Below are 21791 nucleotides of genomic sequence, written 5' to 3' on the forward strand. Positions count from 1 at the left end.
TTCTACTCGATCCGCCCCACCACAGCGCCGGCGCTGACCACCCCGCCCTGGACGGCCACGAGTTCCGCGAGCGTTCCCGAGCGGTGCGCCGTCACCTGGGTTTCCATCTTCATGGCCTCCAGCACCAGCAGCGGATCCCCCGCAGCCACCTGTGCTCCGGCTTCGACCAGCCATTTCACCACGGTGCCGGCCATCTGCGCGCGGAGTTCCGCCGGGTGGGCGCCGGGGACGTTCGGCACATCGTCTCCGTTCGTCCCGACGGCGGTGCCGCCGCCGCTTCCGGAGCGGCCGCCGGCGGCGGCAGCTCCGCCGTCGAACCCGTCCGGGAGTCCCTGCCCGGAGCGGGCCCAGCCGTCCAGCAGCGCTGCCGGAAGCCCGACGGCCAGCCGCTTGCCGTCCACGTCAACAGTGATGGTGCGGCGTTCGCCGCCGGGTGCGGCCGTGCTGAACGCCTCATCGGCCGGAATCTGGCCGGCGAAATCCGTCTCGATCCACCGGGTGTGGACGCCGAGGCGCCCCGTTGCCGTGAAGTCCGCGGCCTCGACGACGGCGCGGTGGAACGGCAGGACCGTGGGAACACCGGTGATGCGCATTTCGGCGAGCGCGCGGCGGGAACGGCGCAGGGCCTGCTGGCGGTCAGCGCCCGTAACGATCAGCTTGGCGAGCAGGGAGTCGAACTGCGGCGGAACCAGCGAGCCGGCTCCGAATCCCGCATCCAGCCGGACGCCGGGGCCGGTGGGACCGGTGAACTCCGCGACCGTGCCGGGGGACGGCAGGAAGCCCCGGCCCACATCCTCGGCGTTGATCCGGAACTCGAAGGAATGGCCCCGTGGAGCCGGGTCGGCGGTGAAACGCAGCCGCTCCCCCGCGGCGATCCGGAACTGTTCCTGCACCAGGTCGATTCCCGTGGTCTCCTCCGTGACGGGGTGCTCCACCTGCAGCCGCGTGTTCACTTCGAGGAACGCCACGGTGCCGTCCTCGGCCACGAGGAATTCCACCGTTCCGGCGCCGGAATAGCCGGCCTCGCGACACACGGCCTTGGCGGCGTCGTAGATTTCCCGGGTCTGCTCTTCGCTCAGGAAGGGCGCGGGGGCCTCCTCCACAAGCTTCTGGTGGCGGCGCTGAAGGGAGCAGTCGCGGGTTCCCACCACCACCACGTTGCCGTGGTTGTCCGCCAGGACCTGGGCCTCGACGTGCCGGGGCCTGTCCAGGTAGCGCTCCACGAAGCACTCGCCCCGGCCGAAGGCGGCCACTGCTTCCCGGACGGCCGAGTCGAACGACTCCTCGATCTGGTCCATCTCGCGGACCACCTTCAGTCCGCGGCCGCCTCCGCCGAACGCCGCCTTGATGGCGATGGGCAGGCCGTGCTCTTCGGCGAAGGCGCGGGCGTCGGCGGCCGTCGCCACGGGGCCGTCGCTGCCGGCCACCAGCGGGGCGCCCGCACGCACGGCGATCTCCCGCGCCGTGATCTTGTTGCCCAGCAGCCGGATCGCCTCTGGCGTCGGGCCGATCCACACCAGTCCGGCGTCCAGCACGGCCTGCGCGAAGTCAGCGTTCTCGGACAGAAAGCCGTACCCGGGGTGGACTGCGTCCGCGCCGGAATCCGCCGCGATGCGGAGCAGCTTGGCGATGTCCAGGTACGTTTCCGACGGCGCGTTGCCGGCGAGGCTGTAGGCCTCGTCCGCGGCGGAAACGTGCAGCGCGTCGGCGTCGACGTCGGCGTACACGGCCACCGAGCCGAGCTCCGCGTCATCGCAGGCGCGGGCAATGCGGACGGCGATTTCACCGCGGTTGGCGATCAGGACCTTGCGCATCAGTTACTCACTTCTTGTGTTGGTGTTTTCGTCGGGGCATGCGGAGCGATCCGGAAGCGGATTCTCCCGCCGATCGGCACCTGGGCTGCCCGGTCCAGGTGTTCGTCGGTCACCACGCCGATCACCGGATAGCCGCCGGTGATGGGATGGTCGGCCAGGAACAGGACGGGAAGTCCCTCCGGGGGGATCTGGATGGCACCGGCCACGGTCCCTTCGCTGGGAAGCTCGCCGTCCCGGCTGCGCCGCAGGGGCTCGCCCTTCAGGCGCATGCCGACGCGGTTGGACTGCGGGGTGACCTGCCAGGCCTGGCTGCAAAGCGAGGCAAGAGCCGCCGCATCGAACCAGTCATCCCGCGGGCCCGGGACGATGTCCAGTTCGGTGACGTCCGGTTCCGTGGCGCCCGCTCCCGGGAACTCCGGCTGCAGCTCGGGGTTTCCCACTACTCCGGAGTCGGTGACGTGCCCGGCCGGGAGCACCTGGCCGGCGGCCAGCGCCGCGGGGCCGATGCCGGACATCGTGTCGGTGGACCGGCTGCCGAGCACCGGGGCGACGTCGGCCCCGCCGCGGATGGCCAGGTAGCTGCGGAACCCGCTCTCCGGGGCACCCACGCTCAGGATTTCGCCGTCGAGCAGGGCAAACGCCGTGGCGACGGGCACCGTTCGCTGCCGGCCGGGTTCTCCGGCGTCCGACGGCGATTCAATGCTCAGCGGGACGGGCGCACCGGCGACGGCCAGGACCTGGTCCCCTACGGCTTCGACGCGGAGCCCGCCGGCGACGGTTTCGACGGCGGCCGCGGAAGGGCCGTTGCCCACGAGCCGGTTGGCGCGACGCAGGGATGCACGGTCCAGCGCGCCGGCGGCGGAAACGCCCAGGGCGGCGTGGCCGTGCCGGCCCAGGTCCTGGATCAGGCTCTGCAGCCCCGGGGACAGGATCCGGAGACCGGCCACGGCCTGGCCTGCACCGGCTGCCGCGTCGACAGTCGCCGGCGCTGCATCCCGGGCGGTTTCCGGCCCGGCGGCAGGCGCTACGGCGACCGCCTCCCGGACCGAGCGGAACTGCACGCGGTCGCCGGGCTTGGCCAAGGCGGGCTGCGGCCGGCTGAGGTCCCACATTCTCGCTCCGGTCCGGCCGATCAGCTGCCAGCCGCCGGGCGAACTGCGCGGATACACTGCCGAGTAGTTGCCGGCCAGGGCCACGGAACCGGCGGGAACGGCGGTGCGCGGCGAGTTCCGGCGGGGAACTTCCAGTACCTGGTTTTCGCCCACCATGTAGCCGAACCCGGGGGCGAACCCGGCGAAGGCCACGGTCCAGACCTGCCCGGAGTGGGCGGCGATCACGCCGTCCGTGCTCAGGCCGGTCAGCGCCGCGACTTCGGCGAGATCCTCGCCGTCGTACACGGTGTCAATGACCACGAGGCCGCCTTCGGAATGGGCCGGCGCCGCAAGGTCCATGTCCAGCAGGAGTGCGGCCATGCGGCGGGCGGCCGACGGTGACTCCGCCTTGATCATCACGGTTTCCGCCGCCGCGAGGACGTCGACCTGCCCGGGCAGCGGAGTCTCCAGCAGCAGGGCCTGCAGCGCGAGCACGTCCTGCAGCCCGCTCAGCTCGGCGAGCACCGCACGGGTGCCCACGGGCCGCACGGCTTTCACGCGATGCACGGTTTTACTTGGTGCTGTCATTTGATACTCCGGACTGGGTGTTGGAGTGATGAAGGAGTCGCGGGTACGGACTCTGGTGGCCGCGCTGGTGCGCTCAGGCAAACGCGGTCAGGCAAACGCGGCGAGGCTGACGCCCGCCCCGTTGAGGGCGGATTTCACCGCGGCGGCCATGGCCACAGCGCCGGGAGAGTCGCCGTGGACGCAGATGCTCTCGGCCCGGATTTTGAGGATGGAGCCGTCCACAGCGCGGACGGCGGATTCGGTGGCCATCCGGAGGACGTGCTCCGCCACCTGTGCCGGATCTTCGAGAACGGATCCGGGCAGCGACCGGGAGACCAGCGTGCCCTCCGGGGTGTAGGCCCGGTCCGCGAAGGCCTCCGGAACGGCGCGCAGCCCGGATGCCTCGGCCAGGCGCAGCACCTCGGAGCCCGGAAGGCCCATGATGGGCAGTCCGGGATCCACGGACTTCACGGCGTCGACGACGGCCTGCGCCTGCGCAGTGTGGTGGACGATGGCGTTGTAGAGGCCGCCGTGCGGCTTGACGTATTTGACGCGCGACCCCTCCGCTGCGGCCAGTGCCTGCAGCGCGCCGATCTGGTAGACCACGTCATCCGCCAGCTCGTTGGGTTCAATGTCCAGGAAGCGGCGGCCAAAGCCCGCCAGGTCGCGGTAGCCCACGTGCGCTCCGATGACGACGCCGGCCTCCGCGGCTTTCCGGCAGGTGCTGCGGATAACGCTGGGGTCACCCGCGTGGAATCCGCACGCGACGTTGGCGCTGGTGACCGAGCGGAACATCGCCTGGTCATCCCCCAACGTCCATCGTCCGAAGGATTCCCCGACGTCGCTGTTCAGATCCATGGTCGGCATTGTGACCCCTGTCTCATTGAAGTGTCTGCTTCAAGGATGCAACACTTTCCTGAATTGTTCAACAATCCAGCAATTCAACGATCCGAAGGCGAAGAGACCCAGCCCTAGCTAGCGCTTGCCCTTTTTCCGCGAGCCCTTGCCTCGGCCCTTGTCCGGGTTAGGGGCGTAGCGCTGGGCCACCTTGGGCTTCTTGACTCCGGTGCCGCGGCGGTCCGGCTTGGGCTCCTTCTTCGGCTTCTCCTGCTGGGCCGAGGGCTGCCGCGAACTCTGCGCAGTCCTGCCGCGGACAATGCCGATGAACTCCTCGATCACCTCGTCCGTGGCATGGCTGGGCCACGCAAGCGCGATCTCCGTCCCGGGCGCCCCGCTGAGGCGGCGCGCCACGGTGTCCTTGACGTTGAAATGCCGGGCCACGGACATGGGCAGGATCAGCAGGCCGGCTCCGGACGCCACCACCTGCAGCGCGGCCTCGGGCCCGCCCAGCCCGTCGGCGTCCAGGAATGTCTCCTCCGCCAGGTCCTCCAGCGCCACCTCTTCGAACACGGAGATCTCGTGGCCCTTCGGCGCCACCACCACCGGCTGTTCCTCATAAAGGGGAATGACGTTCAGGCCTTCTCGGTCCACCGGCAGCCGGACGAAACTGAGGTCCGCCGAACCGTCGCGCAGCACCGCAACCTGCGCGCCGCCGTCGGACATGAACGAGCGCAACGGAACATGCGGCATCCGTTCTTCCCACCGCCTGATCCACTTTCCCGGAGTCACGCCGGCGACGTACGCAAAGCGGAGCTCCCTCGGCTGAGGTTCCGGCGGGGCGGGGGCAAGCGTGGGTTCATCTTCAGCGGGCACACCTTCACAGTACCGCCAGCACCGCCGGCCGGCGCCTGCTGTTGGTGCGCCGTTCGCGGCCAGCCAGATACCCTTGAAGCATGACCTCTGCTAACTCCCAGTCCATGAAGCCGGCCACCGTTGCCAAGAAGCTTGGCATCTACCTGCCCGCAACACCCCAGGAGTTCCAGGATTCAACAATCACCCGCGCAGAGTTCGCCGAGCTCCAGGCCAATCCGCCGGAGTGGCTGGCCGAGCTGCGCCGCAACGGCCCGCACCCCCGCCCTGTGGTGGCGCAGAAGCTCAACGTCTCCATCAGCGGCCTTGCCCGCGGCGGTGTCGAAGAGGCGCTGACGACGGCGGAAATCACCGCGCTGCTGCAGGCTCCCCCTGCCTGGCTTGTCGCCGAGCGCTCCACGCACGCAGCGGTGCGCGCCGAGGCGCAGCGGGTCAAGGACGAGGCCGCCAAGAAGGACGCGAAGAAGGCCCGCCAGGACTAGCACGTCCGGCTACGCCGGCGCCAAGGCAGCGCGGACCCCGTCCAGCCCTTGGAGAAACCCGGATTCCTGATCCCCCAGCCTTAGGGGAAAGACATCCCCCATGGGGGTTACTGTCCCCTCACGGGACTCCCGTCCCGCAGGGACTGGCCCCGGCCTCCCCTGCCTGCCGTCGCGGCGAATGGGCGGTTGAGTCATCGCGCCCATTCCCCCTCCATCTGGGGGACCAGGGGTGCTTCCAAATGGGTGGCCGGGGGCGGCTGGCCTCTCCGGGACGTACAGCGTTTCCCCAAGGGGACCTATTGATTCTGTGATTGTGCGTGAAGGTATCGCGCACCTCGGATCGATGAGGTCATCATGAAATCAGCACAGTACGAGCCGGGAGCGCACACTTTCCGCCCTCCCGGCGCCCGCAGGGCCGGAATCATTGCCACCGTTTCGGCCGTCATCTGCTCCACGTCCATGTTCGCCATTCCGGCTGCCAATGCGGCCGTGCCTTCCTTCCCGGACAACATCGTGGTCTTTCCAGACCGCGACTTTGTGACCATTGAGGGGTACCAGGACCACCTCGGCGAAACAGCAACGGTTGAGGTCACCCGGCCGGGCATCGGAGTCGTCGGCTCCGCCAAGTCCCTGGTCGCGGCGGGCGATGTGGCGTTCGAAATCAACCACCCGGGCGGCGTCTGCTGGGGTGCCGATACCGGACTCAATGTCACTCCCGATATCCTTCCCGGCGACGTCGTCTCAATAAAGTTCGGCAGCACGGTCGCCGGTGAAACCAAGGTCCAGGACACCTACGTGAAGGGCGCAACCACAATCAGCGGCACCACCGTCACGGTCAAGGGGCATGTCGGAACCGGCGTCAACCGTAACCAGATGGAACAGCGCATCATTGAGCCGGCCCTCAAGGACACCGCGGTTTCGCGCCGCGACATCCGCGCAGTTCCCGGGCCCCTGACCCCGGCTGACAAGGGCGGATACTCGTCAGCCCTGGAGTTTGACACCGACGGCCCCAACACTTTCACCGCCACCTACGTATTCGACGACGCCGCAACCGCGCAAATGGCAGCGGCGGCCGGCGGTGCACGCGCCATGGCCTGGGAAGCTGAGGACGTGGACGCCAACCGCCAGGGCCTGACCATTGCCGAGTTCGGCGAGCCCGGCGGCCCCGGCATGGGCGGCTGCCCCAACGGCCCCCGCCAGTCCGGCCCCGCGGCTCCCACCAACATCACCGCCGCCAAAACTTCCGCCGGCCTCAAGTTGAACTGGACCCCGGCCGCAGCCATCCCCGGCACGCCGGCCATCACCGGCTACCGCGCCGTGGCCGTGGGCAAGACGTGGAGCAACAACGAAACGGTGGAAATCGGCAAGCGGATCTCCGGCCAGGGCGCCACCGGCACCACCATCACCGGGCTCTCCGGCACCGAAGAGTACGACGTCTACGTGGTTGGCGTGAGCAGCTCCGGAGAGACCTTCCCGGCAGCGCATGCAGTTCCGCAGACCGACACCACCGCCCCCACGGTGACCGCCTCGCCCAACGGCGCTACGTCCCCCACCGCCCAGAAGGTGACGCTCACCACCGGCGAATCGGGTGCGCAGATCTACTACACCCTCGACGGGTCCGAGATCTTCCTGGCGGGCGGTGTCCTCTCCGACAAGGCAGTGCTCTACAAGGGTCCGATGGACGTCGCACAGACCAGCACCCTGAAATACGCGGCCATTGATCCCTCCGGCAACAGGTCCGAGACCGGAGTAGCCACGTTCACCATCACCAACGATCCCGTGCCTGCAGCGCCGGTCTTCTCCGCCGCTACGGTGGGCCAAGGGACGGCAAGCCTGACCTGGACCGCACCTGACCCGGGCGCGGCGGGCCTGACCATCACGGGCTACACGATTCAGGCCTACACCGGAACCACCCCGTTCGGCGCCCCCAAGACGGTGGCCGGCAACGTCACCAGCCTGGTCTATGCCGGCCTCAATGGTGACACCGCCTACCAGTTCACTGTCAGGGCCAGCAACACCAACGGCATGGGACCCGAATCCGCCAAGTCCTCTCCCGTGACGGTCCAGGGTGCCCTGGTGGCCATGGCCGGCCCGGATCAGACCGTCGCACGCCGTACCACCGCCACCAACGTCACGTTGGACGGCACCGGCTCCACCGCCGGCGCCACCTACCGGTGGGAGCAGATCCCGGCAACCGGCCACGACGCCGTCACCCTGAACGGTGCGAACACCCCGAAGCCCACGTTCAGCCTGCCAGTCTTCAAGTACCCGATGACCAACAGCCCGCTCACTTTCAGGTTGACGGTCACCATGGGCACCGAATCCCGGACCGACGATGTCAAGGTAACCCCCCTGCCGGACCGGGTGACGGTCACCGCCCAGTGGAAGAGCGGCGACTTCCGGATCTCCGGCACCGGCTCCCTCGTTGGAAGCACCGTAACGGTCCGCGCAGGCGGCCCGACCGGCAGGCTTCTGGGTACGGTAGCTGTTACGGCCGCAGCGGCACCTGCCACGGGAGGCGTCTACTCCCTGCGGCTCCGCAACGCAGCCGCAGGCACCAACCCCGGCACGGTCTGGGTTGAGTCCACCGGAGGGGGCATCGCGGGACCCACCACCGTAACCAACAAATAGGAAACCACACGCGGCCTCAACGATCACGGTGACGCTGCAGTAATCGAGGCAATTTCGCCACCAGTCCGGTGGCTGCCGGCACCGCGCCGGCAGCCACCGGACTTCGTTGTCCAGGTATGACGGAACGGCCATCAGCCGTCGTACGGGATGATGAGGACGGGCAGCCGCTGCTGACGGAGCAGGGCCGCGTAGACCGGTCCCTCGATCAGCCGGTCCAGCCAGGCGATAACGCCTGACCGGCGGCAGCCCACGATGAACATCGATGCGCCGGCGCTCTCGGCAAGGCGGCCGAGCGCGGGCGAAATGTCACCGTTCAGTACCCGGAAGGACCAGCCCTCTCCGGGCTGGCCGAGAATGGCTTCCAGGCTCAGCAGCAGCTGCCCGGCCGGAAAATCGGCCTCCTCGTTGACGGCAGGGTCCATGGAATGGGCAGTCCGGAGCTCTTCAGCCTCCCACTCGGTCAGGTAGCTGGCCGGATCGACAAAAGCGCACACCAGATGCAGGCCAAGATCCGCGGCGAAGTCGGCGGCCCTCCGGACCAGGAGCTCCGGGAACCCCCAGCTGACGCCAAGCACGATCGGCCCGTCCGGCCACCCCGCCTCAGGCAAGGGTCCGCCCGCCTTCGGTAAGCCGCAGCTGCGGTTCGTACTGCCGCGGAACGGGAACGACGTCCATGGGCGTCAGAATATCCGCCCGGGCCTTGGGCGGCGAGCGCTGGCTCAGTACGCCTAAGCCGTTGCCTTGCTGTCAATCGGCACCAGCTCAACCTGGACACCGGCGTTCCTGAAGAGTGCCACCTGGCCCGGGTCGGCGTCGGCGTCGGTGACGAGGGTCCACGGCAGCGGAATCTTGGCCCAGGCGTGGAACGGCCGCTTGCCGAGCTTGCTGGAGTCAGCGAGGACGTAGACGGCGTCGCCACGGCGTGCCATGAGCTCCTTTAGCCTGGTCTGGGAGTGGTCCGCCTCGCACAGCCCGTCATCGGCTGTCACCGCATCCGCACCCAGGAATACGCGGTCGAAGCTCATGCGTTCCAGGGCGGCTTCGGCAAGCGGGCCCACGAACGTCTGGCTGACACCGCGGAGCCGGCCCCCGAGGCAGTCCACCTGGATGCCCGGCGAGTCCGCCAGTTCCTGCAGGGTGTTGATGCCCGGCGTGGTGACCGAAAGGTTTTCCCGCCCGCGCAGCGCGTGCGCCAGCGCGCCAACGGTGGAACCGCCGTCGAGCAGGATGTTCTCGCCGCCCTTGACCTCTGAGGCGGCCCAGGCCGCGATGGCCTGCTTCTGTTCGAATGCCTGGCCGGTGCGCTGCCGCAGGGACGGTTCGGGGTGGGCGCCGAGCGCCACCGCGCCGCCGTAGGTCCTGGCGAGCTTCCCCTGCTCATTCAGCTGGGCGAGGTCCCGGCGGATGGTGGACGCCGTGACCTGGAAATGCCGCGACAGTTCCTCCACCGACGCCAGCCCTGTGGTGACGGCGAGGTGGTAGATCTCTTCGCGCCTGGTCTTGGCGGTGGTCATCCCTGGTTCTCCTTCGGCAGCTGATGCCGCATCCTGATCCGCGTCCTGCGGGCCATCACGCTGCCCTCATCGTATTTGCCCGCCGGCCGTATCCGCTCACAGGGACGCGCCGCCGCAGATGACGTAGTTCTGCCCGGTGATGGACTTCCCGTGCGGCCCCAGCAGGAAACCGGCCAGCGCCGCCACGTCCTCCGGGTCCACCAGGCGGCCCAGCGCCGGCAGTTTCGGCGGAGTGGCCGCCCGCCCGGGATCGGCCAGCATGGGGGTGTCCGTGGGCCCGGGCGAGAGGACGTTGACCGTGATGCCGCGGGGCGCAAGCTCCTGGGCCCAGGTCCTGCCCATGCCCAGCAGCGCGGCCTTGGTGGCCGCATACTGGCTCTTGCCCGGGGACCCGGTCGACGTCCGGCTGCCGATCAGGAGGACCCTCGCGCCGTCGGGCATCCTCGGGACCAGGGCGTTGGCCAGGGCGCTGGCAGCGGCCACGTGGACCGTGAACATCCCGGCGAGCGCCTCCGGATCCAGCTCGCCCAGGACGGCGGTCCGCTGGAACCCCGCGGCGTGCACCAGGGCGTCGGCCGGGCCGACGTCGGCGACCGCTTCCGGCAGCGACGCCGGATCGGACAGGTCAGCACGCAGCCACTGAAAGCCCGGCCCCAGCGCGGTTTCGCCACGGCTCAGCCCCGTCACCGACCAGCCGTCCGCCAGCAGCCTCTCGGCGATGGCCTTGCCGATGCCCGAGCTGCAGCCGGTGACCACGGCGTGCCGCGCTGCCTGCGGAATGGTCACGCGTCCCCGCCGGGGGTGGTGCTGCCCTCGTAGGCCCACTGCGGGTCCACGCGCACGTACTTGATGGCCTGGCGGAAGTACGTGTAGGCGATGTTCAACGCGCCGTCCGGACCCTGGTGGATGGACGGGTAGGAGTACTCGCGGTTCAGGCCGTCCCGGGAGTTGTTGGAGAGGCAGTAGCCGTCCCCGACGTCGAGGTTCCGCCGGATGGGCCAGCTGCGGCCCGAGTCCTCCGAGATCGCCAGCGTCATCGGCGAGCGGGGCGTGCCCCAGAAGGCGCGGCGTTCTGCGCCGTCGCCGGAACCCGCAACGCCCGCCGGCGCAGCCGGTTCGGTAATCTGCCCCTGTTCCTCGGCCAGGCCGTCGTCGTCGATCTCGTCGTAGAGCGAGAGCCGCCGCTCGGTGTTCTCCTCTGCGCGGCTGTGGTTGTAGACCAACGCCAGCCGGCCGTCGGCGAGCGCCGTGAACTGGATGGAGGAGTTGTTGTTGGGCAGCTCGGTGGGGACGGGCTCGCTCCAGGTGGTGCCGTCGTCGGTGGACAGCGATTCGTAGATCGAGTCGGCCCAGCGGCTGCGGAACAGTGCCAGCAGCGAGCCGTCGGCCACCGGCTGGATGTTCATGTGGACGCAGCCCCGGCTGCCCGGCAGGACGTACTCGCTCCAGGTGGCGCCGCCGTCGTCGGAAACCATCACGGCACTGTCGTCGCTGTTGCCCACCCACTTTTCGCCGGGCGTGGTGATGCAGCGGAAGATCGGGATGATCAGGCGGCCGGACGGCAGCACTACGGGCAGCTGCCGGACGAACACGCCGCCGGTTTCGTTGGCCGCGAAGAGCGTCTCCACGGGCCCCCAGGTCCGGCCGGAGTCCGTTGACGTCCGACGGCGGACCTCGGCGGTGTCCTGATTGCCCGCCTTCTGCGCGGTGTAGAGCAGCCACAGCTGGCTGTCCAGACCTGAAGCGTCCGGGGCGGTGAAGAGGATAGGGTTCTGCTCGGACCGGGTGCCGTCGTCGGAGAGCTGCTCCGCCGGGGACCACTGCGTGTTCCCGGGCACCAGGGTGGAGAACCAGATGGAGATGTCCGGCACGCCCTCCTGGGTTCCGCCGAACCAGACGCAGCCGAGCCGTCCGTCCGGCAGCGTCAGGAGGTTGGCGGCGTGGCTCTGCACGGTGGGCGCAGGCAGGTACGCGAAGTCCGCGCCGTCGGCGTGCTTCAAGGCGCCGTCCGGGGTGATGGAGCCGTAGCCGGTGCTATCCGTTGTGGAGGTGGGCGTGGGCGTCGTGGGGTTGGTGGACACGGAATCAGTCCTTTGCGGTTGCGGCGGCCAGGTGCGCCTTGGCGGCCAGTTCCAGGTGGGTCAGGTCCGAGGCCACCGTGGTGAACGTGTAGCCCTGGCGGAGCCGCTGGGCGGCGATGTCGCCGGAAGCGGTGTGGATGCCCGCGGCCACGCCTGCGGAGGCCGCTGCTTCGGCGACCGCCTCCAGCGCGGCGTTGAACTCGCTTTCGATGGCGGGGTCACCCGGGAAGGCACCGCCTACGGCGATCGCCAGGTCCGAGGGGCCCACGTAGACGCCGTCGAGCCCCGGCGTCGCGCAGATCTCCTTGACGTTTTTCAGGCCGTCCGGCGTCTCGATCATCGCGAACACCAGGGTGGCGGCGTTGGCGTCGGCCGGTACCGGGCCGATCCGGAGGGCGGAGCGCATGGGCCCGTACGAGCGGCCGCCCATCGGCGGGTACTTCGCGGCGGCCACGGCCGCGGCGGCGTCCTCTGCCGTGTTCACGAGCGGCACGATGATGCCGACGGCGCCGGCGTCCAGGGCCTTGCCGATGGCGGTCAGGTTGTTGTCCTCAACGCGCACCATGCCGACGGCGGTGTGCCCGGCGTCGATGGCGATCAGACCGTTGAGGATCCCCGAATAGCCCAGCAGTCCGTGCTGCGCATCCAAGGCGACGTAGTCGTAGCCCAGGCGGCCTATGCGCTCCGTGGCCACGGCCGCGTCCAGCACGGCCCAGTATCCGACGGCCTGCTCGCGGGCGCGGATCTTGCGGGCGAATTCGAGGGCCAGGTCCGATGTCATCTTTTTCTACCTTCAGTCGTGTTGTGGGCCGCTTATGGTGTGCGGCTGGTCTGGGTCAGGTCAGCGGTTGTAGGCGGGCATGGGGCCCCGGAGCCCGGCTCCGATGGCGTCGCACGCAGCGGTGGCGTCGGCGGGCAGGGGGCCCTTGGCCACGGCCGCGATGTTGGCCTGCAGCTGCTCCACCTTGGAGCCGCCCAGCAGCATCGACCCGACGCCGTCGCGGTAGGCGAGCCAGCGCAGCGAGAGCTCCACCAGGCCGATTCCGGCGTCTGCAGCGATGCCGGCGAGGCCCGTGACGGCCTCGAACAGCTGCTTGTCCCAGTAGCGCTGCGTGTACATGGCGGCAAGCTTGGAGTCCCCGAAGCGGCCCTCGGAGGGCTTGGACTCGAAGCTGTGCTTTCCGGTGAGCAGCCCGCCGCCTAGCGGGTTGTAGACCATGGTGTGGACATCGTGGGTGGCGGCGAATTCAAGGTACTCCTCCTCGACGCGGCGGGCCACCAGGTTGTAGAGCTGCTGCGCCACCACCGGACGCGGCGCCCCGACTTCGCGGGCCACGTGGATGACGTCTGCGATCTGCCAGGCGGCGAAGTTGGACACGCCCAGGGCGCCGATCTTGCCCTCGGCGGCGAGTTCAGCCACGGTGGCCAGGGTGTCGCGCAGCGGCGTGGCCCGGTCCGGCTGGTGCAGGTAAAAGAGGTCGATGCTGTCCACGCCGAGGCGGCGCAGGCTGCCCTCGGCGCTCTTGCGCAGTCCCTGCGGCGAGAGGGGGGTGTGCTGGCCGTGGTCGGCGTGCGGCATGCCCGCCTTGGAGGCCAGGACGATGTCTTCGCGGCGGTCCTTGAGGAGCCGAGCGAGCATTTCCTCGGTGGCACCGCCCACGTAGGCGTTGGCGGTGTCGATCGTGGTGATGCCGGCGGCGAGGGCCTCATCCACCATGCGGCCGGCGGTAGCCTCGTCGGCGGTGTCGCCGAATGTCATGGTGCCTAGGACGAGGCGGGAGATGGGTAGCTTCAACCCGTCCACGGGAGTGCCTTCTGGCTGCTTGCTCATGTGTTGGTTCCTCATGGTTGCAGTGTTTGGTTCAGTTCGGTTCAGTGCGGATTCGGGTCAGCCCGGCTGGTTGGCGAGGGCCAGCGACCTCACCAGGTGCCTCGGCTTGAGCCCGCGCATGGTTGACGGATCGAGGGCCGCACGGCGGAGCTTGCGGGTGTAGTCCTCCTTGGGGGATGTCAGGACTGACGCGGTGGTGCCCGACTCCACGAGCTTGCCGCGCTGCATCACCATGACGCTATCGCTGATTTCCTGCACCACGCCAAGGTTGTGCGAGATGAAGACGTACGTAATGCCGGTCTCCTCCTGGATGGATTTCAGCAGCCGCAGCACCTGGGCCTGCACGGACACGTCCAGGGCGCTGGTGGCCTCGTCGCAGACCAGCAGTTCCGGCTTGGATGCCAGGGCCCGTGCGATGCCGATCCGCTGCCGCTGGCCCCCGGAGAATTCCGCCGGATGACGGTCCAGGGATTTGGCCGGCAGGCCCACCTGGTCGATCAGCTTCGCCGCGGCCTTGTTCCGCTCGGCCCGGGACCTCACGCCCTGCAGTTTCAGCGGCTCGGCCACGATCTCCTGGGCCGTGAGGTGCGGGTCCAGGGAACCGTAGGGATCCTGGAAGACCATCTGGAACTTGGAGCGCATCGGCCGCAGCTTGGCTTCGCTCATCGCGGCAATGTCCGTCCCGTCCAGTTCGATCCGGCCGCCGGCCGGCGTCACCAGCCGCATCAGCGCCTTGGCGATGGTGGACTTGCCGCAGCCGGATTCACCGACGACGGCGATCGTCTTGCCTTTGTCCACCGAGAAGGACACATCGTCCACGGCCCGGAAGGTGCCGCCGGGCACGTGGTAGTCCACCACGAGGTTCTCGACGGAGAGGAACGGCTTAGTCATGGCGGACTCCAGTCCTGGTCAGGGGGGCGGCGCCGGGCGCCGTGGTGGTGGTGTCGACGGCGGGACGTCCGACGGCGGGACGTCCGACGGCGGTCGCGTCGCCGCCGGCGGTGCCGTCGCCGTCGGCGGTGCTGTCGCCGTCGTCGTTCTTACGTACGCCGGGGTCTTCACTTGAGGCGGTATCGCCTGCGGGCACCGCCGGGGTTTCGTCCCAGGGGCCCAGGACCGGCACGGCCGCCAGGAGGCTGCGTGTGTACTGCGTGGCGGGATGCTCCACGATCTGCTGGACCTCGCCGGACTCCACGAACGAGCCGTCCTTCATCACGTGGATCCGGTCCGAGATGAGCCGGGCCACGCCGAGGTCGTGGGTGATCATCAGGATGCCGATGCCGCGCTGTTCCTGGAGCTCCAGCAGGAGATCCAGGATGCCGCCCTGAACGGTGACGTCCAGGGCCGAGGTGGGCTCGTCGGCTACCAGGAGCTGCGGTTCGCTGGCCAGGGCGATGGCGATCAGCACGCGCTGGAGCATGCCGCCGGACAGCTGGTGGGGGTACTTCTTCAGCTGCTTGTCCGGCGTCGGGATGTGGACCTGCTCCAGGAGGCGGATGGCCCGGGCCCGGACGGCGTCCTTCTCCTTGGAGGCGGCGCCGGCAATCCGAATGGCTTCGGACAGCTGGCTGCCGATCGAGTGCACCGGACTCAGGGCGGTCATGGGGTCCTGGGGTATCAGCGCGAGCGTTTTGCCGCGGACCTTGTCGATTGCCTTGGGCTCGGCGATCACGTCGGCCCCGTCGATCAGCACGGAGCCCGAGATCACGGCCAGGTCCTCCGGCAGCAGCCGCAGGATGCCCATCGCCGTCGTCGATTTCCCGGAGCCGGACTCACCGATGATGGTGACGGTTTCGCCCCGGTGGATGCTGAAGCTCACGGAGTCCACGGCGCGGACGATGCCGGCGTCGGTGATGAGTTCCACCTGGAAGTTGCGGATCTCCAGCAGGGCCTGCTCCTGATGGCCGGTGTGGGCGTGCGCTGTGTTGGTTTGGCCTGCGGCGTCGTGTGCGTTCATGTCAGGCACCCTTCTTCTTGCGGCGGGGACGGTCGCGGAGGCCGTCGCCCAGCAGGTTCACGCCCACCACCATGAGCACGATCACCAGGCCGGGCAGGGTGACCATCCACCAGGAGGTGGTGATGTAATCCTGGCCGTCGGAGATGATGCGCCCCCAGGTGGCGAACGGCCGCTGCGGGCCGGCGCCGAGGAAGCTGAGCGCGCTTTCCAGGAGCACGGCCTGGGCCAGGAGCAGCAGGACCACCAGCGTTGCCTGCTTGATGACGTTGGGGATGATGTGCTGGATGAGGATCTGGATCCGGTGCAGGCCCAGGATCCGGGCCGCGGACACGTAGGGCTTTTCGCGTTCCACCAGCACCATGGACCGCGTCAGCCGGGCCACTTCCGGCCATTGGGCTATGGCGATCACGAACGTGATGACCGGGATGGAGGGGCCGAAGAGTGCCACTACAAGGAGCAGCATCATCAGCAGCGGCAGCGACATCTGGGCCTCGAGGATGCGCGAAACCACGGTGTCCACCCAGCCGCCGAAGTAGCCGGCCGCGGCGCCGAGGATGATGCCGATGGCGCCCGAGACCACCACGGCCAGGATGCCGATGGTCAGCGAGACCTGGCCGCCGTGCAGGACGCGGGAGAGCAGGTCGCGTCCGAGCTGGTCGGTGCCGAAGAGGTGGCCGTCCATGAGCGGCGGGAGCCGGCGGGCGGACAGGTCCTGGTGGTTTGCGTCCGGCAGCGGAAGCAGCTGGGCCAGCAGGATGGGGATGATGACGATCAGCGTGCAGACCGCGCCGATCCGCAGCTTCCACTGCGCTGCCTTGCGGCGGCGGGTGGCGCCCGCCTTGGCGATCAGCTCCTTGGTGACGGCGCTCGGGGACGGCGTCCTCGCCGGAGGCATGTCTGCCGGGACTTCTGCCGGGGGTGCGGTGTCGAGGCTCATGCTGTTGCCGCCTTTCCAAGACGAACGCGGGGATCAAGAAGGGGGTAGGCGAGGTCGATGACCAGCTGGACGGCTACGGCCAGTAGTGCCGTCAGCAGGACTGTGGCCTGGATCAGGGGGTAGTCGCGGGTCTCGAGGGCACGGACGATCAGTGAACCGACGCCCGGCCAGGCGAACACCACCTCCACCACCACCACGCCGTTGAGCATGGCGGCGAACCGGGTACCGAGGGCGGTGAAGACGGGAATGGCGGAGTTGCCCATGGCGTAGCGCCAGGTCAGGACCGAGTTCCGGACGCCGCGGGACCGTGCCACAGTAAGGAACGGTGCCGCGAAGTTCGCGGTCATCTCGCGCCGGACCATCCGCGAAATCAGGGCGATCTGGAGAATGGCGATGGTGACGGTGGGGAGCACCAGCCCGCCCCAGGTGGCAAAGCCCGACGCCGGGAACAGCGGGATCAGGACGGCGAAGCCGGTGAGGAGCATGATGCCGGTCCAGAAGTCCGGCATGGACTGCCCGGCGATGGTGAGGACGTTGACGCCGAGTTCGCGGTTGGTGTCCGGGCGGCGGGACATCCACACGCCCAGCGGGATAGCCACCACCGCGGTGAGGAGGATCGATGCGGTGGCGAGCGTCAGCGTGTAGGGCATCCGCTCGGCCACCACCTGCATGGCCGGCGCCTGGAAGGAGTATGAGGTGCCGAGGTTGCCGGTAAACAGCTGCTGCAGGAAGATCCAGTACTGCTCCAGCACGGGGCGGTCCAGTCCGAACTGCTCGCGGACCTTGGCCAGCTGTTCGGTGGTGGCGAGCGGTCCGGCGTAGGACACGGCAGGATCACCCGGGGCCAGGCGGATCAGGATGAAGACGGTGGAGACGGTGAGGAACACTGTCAGCAGGCCTTGGCCGAGCCGCTTGAGGATGTAGTTGGTCATGACTCAGGCCTCCAGCCGGACGTCAACGAGGGGGTAGGAGTTGGTAGGGGCCAGGGATAGGCCGCCCACCCGCTTCTGATGGGCCAGCACGGACTTGGGCACGAACGCCCAGGCGCACGGCCAGGTGTCCCAGATGGCCTTCTGCGCCACGGCCAGCCGCTGCTGCCGGCGGACCGGATCCACCTCGGAGGATGCCGCCTGGATTTTGGCCTGCACCTCGGGGAACACATAGCCCTGGTAGGTGTCGCGGGTCTTCTCCTTCTCGGGAGTGCCGGCATACATGCCCTGCATCATGGTGATGGCCAGGCCGGTGGGGCTGCTGAAGCCGTTGCCCAGGAGGTCCCAGTCGCCCTGCTTGCCCTGGCGCCAGGCCAGGATGTTGCCGCCGGGCTCGAACTGCTGGAGCTGGGTTTTCACACCGACGGCGCCGAACATTTCCACGAGGGCCTCCATGACGGAGGTGTCCGACGCGAACTCGCCGGTTTCCCAGATGATTTTCAGGTTCAGGTCCGTGACGCCCAGGCTCTTCAGCCTTGCCTTGGCCTTCCCCGGATCGTAGGTGTAGGTGCCGGTCTTCGAGTAGCCGGTGAGGCTGGATGGCACCACGCCTTCGGCCGCGCTGACCGAATCGACCAGCACGTCCTTGACCAGCGCCTCGCCGTCGACGGCCCAGCTGAGGGCCTCGCGGACGCGGACGTCGGCAAGCGGGTGGCCGGCGGGCTTGCGGAAGTTGTAGAAGATCTGGTTCAGCCGAAGGCTGGAAGCTTCGGCAAGGACGACGCCGGGAAGCCCCGCCAGCTGTTCGCGCGAGTCAGGGGTGATGGAGTCGATGACGTCCACCTCGCCGCTGCGAAGGGCGATCACGCGGCTGGATTCCTCGGGGAGGAAGCGGACCTCGACGTTGTCCACCTTGGGAGCCGGGCCCCAGTAGTTCTCATTGCGCCTGAGGCTGTAGGTGCCGGCGCCGCGGTTGTACTTGGTGACCACATAGGGGCCGGAGCCGACGCCCTCTTGCAGTTCCTCTGGCTTGTTCTTGGCTGCCGGGCTGATCAGGATCATGCTCATGAGCGAATCCAGGATGGGAATGGGGTTCTTGGACTCCATCAGGAAGGTGCGGTCATCAACGGGCACCACAGTGGGGAACTCGGGGAAGAACCCGGCGACGAAGGATCCCTGCACCTGCTGGTACATCTTCAGGGCCGTGGCGATGTCCTCGATGACCACCGGCGTGCCGTCGGAGTATCGGACGCCCTCGCGGAGCCTGACGGTCCACTGCGTGGGCTTGGTCATCTTGAAGCTTTCCGCAAGCACCAGCACCGGCTTGGTTTCGGGCCCGATGGCCGTGAGTCCTTGGCGAACGGCGCGCTGGACGGTGACGGCGGCGTCGAACTGGTTAAGTTTGTTGTCCAGGCTGACAAGCGACCTGTTGAGGGCCAGGGTCAGGGTGCTGGGACCCGGCAGGCCCGTGGGCCCGGCACACCCGGCGATGGAGCCTGTGCCCAGGAGAAATCCGGCGGCTGCGCCGAACTGCAGGAGGCGGCGCCGTGAGATCTCACTTCCTTGAGGAAGAACGGTCATCGTTGACCTCTCGGTTGAACGGGACGGCTGGCGGCCGGTTGGCCTGCGCCGTGTTACATGGATCACTCTGCCACTCCTGCGCAGAATGCGCAAGAGCGCTGGCGCATTCCGCGCAGTCATGCCATGATGGAGCTATCGACGACGCGGGGGGACTCATCCCGGCCGGTTCCGAATCGGGTGGACCTACAGAAGAAAGGAGGATGACGTGACCGCAGTCCTTATCCAGGCGGACGACTTTTCCGGCGCAGCAGAAGTGGGGCAATGCTTTGCCACCCAGGGCCTGGGAACGCGCCTCCTCCTGGCCGGCACTGAAGCCGGAACTCAAGCCTTGACGGACAGCGACGGCCCCGACGTCCTCGTGGTGGACACGCATACCCGGGCCGTCGCACCGGAAGCGGCCGAAGCGGCGGTTTCCGCGGTCTTCGGCGGCACCACGGCAGCCCGTGCGCAGGTCCTTTTCAAGAAGCTGGATTCACTGTGGCGCGGCAACGTAGGCCCCGAAGTGGCCGCGCTGACGCGCTTGGGCTACCACGTCGTGGTGGCCGGGGCACTCCCCCAGCTGCGGCGATCCGTGGTGGGCGGCCAGCCCTTTGCCGACGGCGTCCGGCTCGACCGCACGGCACTCTGGCAGGCGGAGGACGCCGCGCCGCCGTCGTCAGTGGAGCAGGTGCTGAACCGGCCCGAAGGCTCCGCCTTTGTTTCGGCCGACCTCGACGTCGCGAGGTCCGGCGGCCTGGCAACCTTTCTGACTGACGCCCTGTCAGCCGGCGGTCCAGTCACGGTGATTGCCGACGGCGAGACCGAAGCGGACCTGGAAGCCGTCGCCGACGCCCTTCTGGAACTGGAGTTCACGGCTGCCGGCCGCCGGATCGTTCTGGCCGGGACGGGCGGCGCCGCCGCGCTCCTGGCAACGAAACTGGGCTCAAGACTGGGCAGCCAACCTGCGCGAATCACGCAGAATGAGCCTGCCCGGTGGCAAGATCATGCATCGGCGCGCGTAGTCCCGCCGGTGCTGGCCGCCGTCGGCTCCGCCTCCGCCACGGCGGCGGCGCAGCTGCTGCGGCTGGAAAATGTCGGCTTCAGCGCACTGCGCATAGCTCCTGCCGAGCTCCGCGAGCCGGAAGCCTGCTGGCAGCGGCTCCAATCGGCAAAGCAGCTGCTTTCCGCGGGCACGCCAACCGCGCTGACGGTCAGCGGCGCCGTCGTGAATCCACAGGACTCCGGCGTGATCGTCCGCAGCCTCGGACGGTTGGTGGCAGATGCCGCCGGCGGCGCCGACCTCATCCTCACCGGCGGCGAAACCGCCCGCGAGGTGCTCGATGCCTTCGGGATCCGCCACCTGGCGCCGCTGGCGTCCGCGCAGCACGGAGCCGTAGTCAGCCTGTCGGATGACGGGCGGCTGGTCGGCACCAAGCCCGGCAGCTTCGGGGACGAGCACGCTCTCGTCGAGCTGTACCAGTCCATCAAGGACCTCCGCGCCGCGGCCCTTCCCGCAGGCCCGGCCACAGAACACCCTGAGAATCCCTCCCACGAATCTGGAGCAGACATGACATCCGCAGCAGCCAACAACACTGAAGCGAGCAACACCGAGCAGGACACCCGGCCGTTCATCGCCGTGACCATGGGCGACGGCGCCGGCGTCGGCCCCGAAGTGACAGTGGGCGCGCTCCTGGCCGAGAACGCCTACCGCGACTGCCGGCCGGTGGTCATCGGGGACACGTACCGTTTGCGGCTGGGTGCCACGGCGCTTGGCGTGGAAGCGGACATCGTGGAGGTGGTGAGCGTCAGTGAAGCTGTCTTTGAGCCGGGCCGCATCAACGTGATCGATCCGAAGCTGCTGCCGGCGGACCTGCCCTGGGGCCAGGAATCGGCCGAAGCCGGCAACGCCGCCTACCACTACATCAGGATCGCCTGCGAGCTCGGCATGAGCGGCCAGGTGCAGGGCATCTGCACCGCGCCGCTGAACAAGGCCGCGCTGCACAAGGCCGGGCACATCTACCCCGGGCACACGGAACTCCTGGCCCACTTCATGGGCATCGAAGAAGTGTCCATGATGCTGTCCACCCCGAAGGTCAAGGTCATCCACGTGACCACGCACATCGGCCTGATCGATGCGATCAACAAGATCGAGCCCGGCCTGGTGGAACGGACGGTCCGTCGTGGCTACGAAGCCATGCAGCGCGCCGGGATCGCCAACCCGAAGATCGGCGTCTGCGCCATCAACCCGCACGCCGGCGAGAACGGGCTGTTCGGCTACGGCGAGGAAGCGGAGAAGATCACCCCCGCCATCGAGAAGCTCCAGGCCGACGGCATCGACGCCCGCGGTCCGCTGCCGGCCGACACCGCCTTCTTCCTGGCCGGCCGCGGCGACTACGACCTCATCGTCGCGATGTACCACGATCAGGGCCACGGACCGGTCAAAGTCCTCGGCATCGAAGCCGGCGTCAACATCACGGTGGGGCTGCCCGTCATCCGCACGTCGGTGGACCACGGCACCGCCTTCGACATCGCCGGCAAGGGCATCGTCGAGGTCGGGAGCATGATCGAGGCCCTGCGCCAGGCCGCGGAAATGTCACCGAGCCCGGCGGCGTCGCCCATCCAGGCCCCGCAAAACTAGGGGCGCTGCGGCAGCCGCCGCGCTAGCCGGGTTCGGCGGCTGGCCGGGC

The 21791-nt window shown here is 68.7% G+C and carries 18 protein-coding genes; 3 read left to right on the plus strand and 15 right to left on the minus strand.

The genetic code is table 11. From position 1 onward, the window contains the following. Nucleotides 1–2 precede the first annotated feature (2 nt). The 4 genes from CXQ90_RS15425 to CXQ90_RS15440 form a co-directional block, all read right to left on the minus strand. Nucleotides 3–1814, minus strand: coding sequence for a biotin carboxylase N-terminal domain-containing protein (locus CXQ90_RS15425; protein ID WP_104140253.1), 1812 nt, complete (start codon nucleotides 1812–1814; stop codon nucleotides 3–5). After that, the gene (locus CXQ90_RS15430) at nucleotides 1814–3493 is read right to left on the minus strand and encodes a 5-oxoprolinase/urea amidolyase family protein (protein ID WP_104140254.1); all 1680 of its coding nucleotides are present in this window, start codon (nucleotides 3491–3493) and stop codon (nucleotides 1814–1816) included. The genes CXQ90_RS15425 and CXQ90_RS15430 overlap by 1 nt, the downstream gene beginning before the upstream one ends. 87 nt (nucleotides 3494–3580) lie before the next feature. After that, a complete protein-coding gene (locus CXQ90_RS15435) occupies nucleotides 3581–4339 on the minus strand; it encodes a LamB/YcsF family protein (protein WP_104140255.1) in 759 nt (252 codons plus the stop codon). Nucleotides 4340–4447: 108 nt separating this feature from the next. Continuing rightward, nucleotides 4448–5185 carry a LysR family substrate-binding domain-containing protein gene (locus CXQ90_RS15440; RefSeq protein WP_104140256.1) on the minus strand — a complete coding sequence of 246 codons (738 nt, stop codon included), beginning with the start codon at nucleotides 5183–5185 and terminating at the stop codon, nucleotides 4448–4450. 80 nt (nucleotides 5186–5265) lie between these two features. Between CXQ90_RS15440 and CXQ90_RS15445 the strand changes: the two genes are divergently transcribed. Next, nucleotides 5266–5664: a DUF5997 family protein gene (locus tag CXQ90_RS15445; protein WP_104140257.1), complete on the plus strand. Its 399-nt coding sequence runs from the start codon at nucleotides 5266–5268 to the stop codon at nucleotides 5662–5664. Nucleotides 5665–6018: 354 nt separating this feature from the next. Next, nucleotides 6019–8295, plus strand: coding sequence for a fibronectin type III domain-containing protein (locus CXQ90_RS15455; protein ID WP_104140259.1), 2277 nt, complete (start codon nucleotides 6019–6021; stop codon nucleotides 8293–8295). A 131-nt stretch (nucleotides 8296–8426) separates the two neighbouring features. Here CXQ90_RS15455 and CXQ90_RS15460 read toward each other — a convergent pair whose 3' ends face one another. From CXQ90_RS15460 to CXQ90_RS15510, 11 genes are all read right to left on the minus strand, one after another. Further along, entirely contained in the window at nucleotides 8427–8903 is a 477-nt protein-coding gene (locus CXQ90_RS15460; RefSeq protein WP_104140260.1) for a universal stress protein, read from the minus strand. A gap of 120 nt (nucleotides 8904–9023) precedes the next feature. Then, nucleotides 9024–9809, minus strand: coding sequence for a DeoR/GlpR family DNA-binding transcription regulator (locus CXQ90_RS15465; protein ID WP_104140261.1), 786 nt, complete (start codon nucleotides 9807–9809; stop codon nucleotides 9024–9026). 96 nt (nucleotides 9810–9905) lie between these two features. After that, complete coding sequence (locus CXQ90_RS15470) at nucleotides 9906–10595, minus strand: SDR family NAD(P)-dependent oxidoreductase (RefSeq protein WP_104140262.1); 690 nt, start codon at nucleotides 10593–10595, stop codon at nucleotides 9906–9908. Continuing rightward, entirely contained in the window at nucleotides 10592–11890 is a 1299-nt protein-coding gene (locus CXQ90_RS15475) for an exo-alpha-sialidase (RefSeq protein ID WP_104140263.1), read from the minus strand. The genes CXQ90_RS15470 and CXQ90_RS15475 overlap by 4 nt, the downstream gene beginning before the upstream one ends. 4 nt (nucleotides 11891–11894) lie before the next feature. Then, nucleotides 11895–12671 carry an HpcH/HpaI aldolase/citrate lyase family protein gene (locus tag CXQ90_RS15480; protein WP_104140264.1) on the minus strand — a complete coding sequence of 259 codons (777 nt, stop codon included), beginning with the start codon at nucleotides 12669–12671 and terminating at the stop codon, nucleotides 11895–11897. 60 nt (nucleotides 12672–12731) lie between these two features. After that, the gene (locus CXQ90_RS15485; protein ID WP_104140265.1) at nucleotides 12732–13721 is read right to left on the minus strand and encodes an aldo/keto reductase; all 990 of its coding nucleotides are present in this window, start codon (nucleotides 13719–13721) and stop codon (nucleotides 12732–12734) included. A gap of 57 nt (nucleotides 13722–13778) precedes the next feature. Continuing rightward, complete coding sequence (locus CXQ90_RS15490) at nucleotides 13779–14612, minus strand: ATP-binding cassette domain-containing protein (RefSeq protein WP_104140266.1); 834 nt, start codon at nucleotides 14610–14612, stop codon at nucleotides 13779–13781. Continuing rightward, the gene (locus CXQ90_RS15495) at nucleotides 14605–15678 is read right to left on the minus strand and encodes an ABC transporter ATP-binding protein (RefSeq protein WP_258064549.1); all 1074 of its coding nucleotides are present in this window, start codon (nucleotides 15676–15678) and stop codon (nucleotides 14605–14607) included. Before CXQ90_RS15495 ends, CXQ90_RS15490 begins: the two co-directional genes overlap by 8 nt. A gap of 1 nt (nucleotide 15679) precedes the next feature. After that, nucleotides 15680–16615: an ABC transporter permease gene (locus CXQ90_RS15500; RefSeq protein ID WP_181038582.1), complete on the minus strand. Its 936-nt coding sequence runs from the start codon at nucleotides 16613–16615 to the stop codon at nucleotides 15680–15682. Continuing rightward, nucleotides 16612–17547: an ABC transporter permease gene (locus CXQ90_RS15505; RefSeq protein WP_104140267.1), complete on the minus strand. Its 936-nt coding sequence runs from the start codon at nucleotides 17545–17547 to the stop codon at nucleotides 16612–16614. Before CXQ90_RS15505 ends, CXQ90_RS15500 begins: the two co-directional genes overlap by 4 nt. A gap of 3 nt (nucleotides 17548–17550) precedes the next feature. Beyond that, nucleotides 17551–19125, minus strand: coding sequence for an ABC transporter substrate-binding protein (locus CXQ90_RS15510; protein WP_104140268.1), 1575 nt, complete (start codon nucleotides 19123–19125; stop codon nucleotides 17551–17553). A 205-nt stretch (nucleotides 19126–19330) separates the two neighbouring features. Here CXQ90_RS15510 and pdxA point away from each other — a divergent pair, with 205 nt between their 5' ends. Beyond that, nucleotides 19331–21742 carry a 4-hydroxythreonine-4-phosphate dehydrogenase PdxA gene (gene pdxA / locus CXQ90_RS15515; protein ID WP_104140269.1) on the plus strand — a complete coding sequence of 804 codons (2412 nt, stop codon included), beginning with the start codon at nucleotides 19331–19333 and terminating at the stop codon, nucleotides 21740–21742. Nucleotides 21743–21791: the final 49 nt, after the last annotated feature.

Source organism: Arthrobacter sp. ZGTC131, from assembly GCF_002929275.1.
Classification (GTDB): Bacteria; Actinomycetota; Actinomycetes; order Actinomycetales; family Micrococcaceae; genus Arthrobacter.

Coding starts and splice junctions, on each gene's coding strand:
- CXQ90_RS15465 (WP_104140261.1), bottom strand. CDS start 9,809: ATGACCACCGCCAAGACCAGGCGCGAAGAGATCTACCACCTCGCCGTC.
- CXQ90_RS15435 (WP_104140255.1), bottom strand. CDS start 4,339: ATGCCGACCATGGATCTGAACAGCGACGTCGGGGAATCCTTCGGACGA.
- CXQ90_RS15505 (WP_104140267.1), bottom strand. CDS start 17,547: ATGACCAACTACATCCTCAAGCGGCTCGGCCAAGGCCTGCTGACAGTG.
- CXQ90_RS15485 (WP_104140265.1), bottom strand. CDS start 13,721: ATGAGCAAGCAGCCAGAAGGCACTCCCGTGGACGGGTTGAAGCTACCC.
- CXQ90_RS15455 (WP_104140259.1), top strand. CDS start 6,019: ATGAAATCAGCACAGTACGAGCCGGGAGCGCACACTTTCCGCCCTCCC.
- CXQ90_RS15500 (WP_181038582.1), bottom strand. CDS start 16,615: ATGAGCCTCGACACCGCACCCCCGGCAGAAGTCCCGGCAGACATGCCT.
- CXQ90_RS15490 (WP_104140266.1), bottom strand. CDS start 14,612: ATGACTAAGCCGTTCCTCTCCGTCGAGAACCTCGTGGTGGACTACCAC.
- CXQ90_RS15430 (WP_104140254.1), bottom strand. CDS start 3,493: ATGACAGCACCAAGTAAAACCGTGCATCGCGTGAAAGCCGTGCGGCCC.
- CXQ90_RS15425 (WP_104140253.1), bottom strand. CDS start 1,814: ATGCGCAAGGTCCTGATCGCCAACCGCGGTGAAATCGCCGTCCGCATT.
- CXQ90_RS15495 (WP_258064549.1), bottom strand. CDS start 15,678: ATGAACGCACACGACGCCGCAGGCCAAACCAACACAGCGCACGCCCAC.
- CXQ90_RS15445 (WP_104140257.1), top strand. CDS start 5,266: ATGACCTCTGCTAACTCCCAGTCCATGAAGCCGGCCACCGTTGCCAAG.
- CXQ90_RS15510 (WP_104140268.1), bottom strand. CDS start 19,125: ATGACCGTTCTTCCTCAAGGAAGTGAGATCTCACGGCGCCGCCTCCTG.
- CXQ90_RS15480 (WP_104140264.1), bottom strand. CDS start 12,671: ATGACATCGGACCTGGCCCTCGAATTCGCCCGCAAGATCCGCGCCCGC.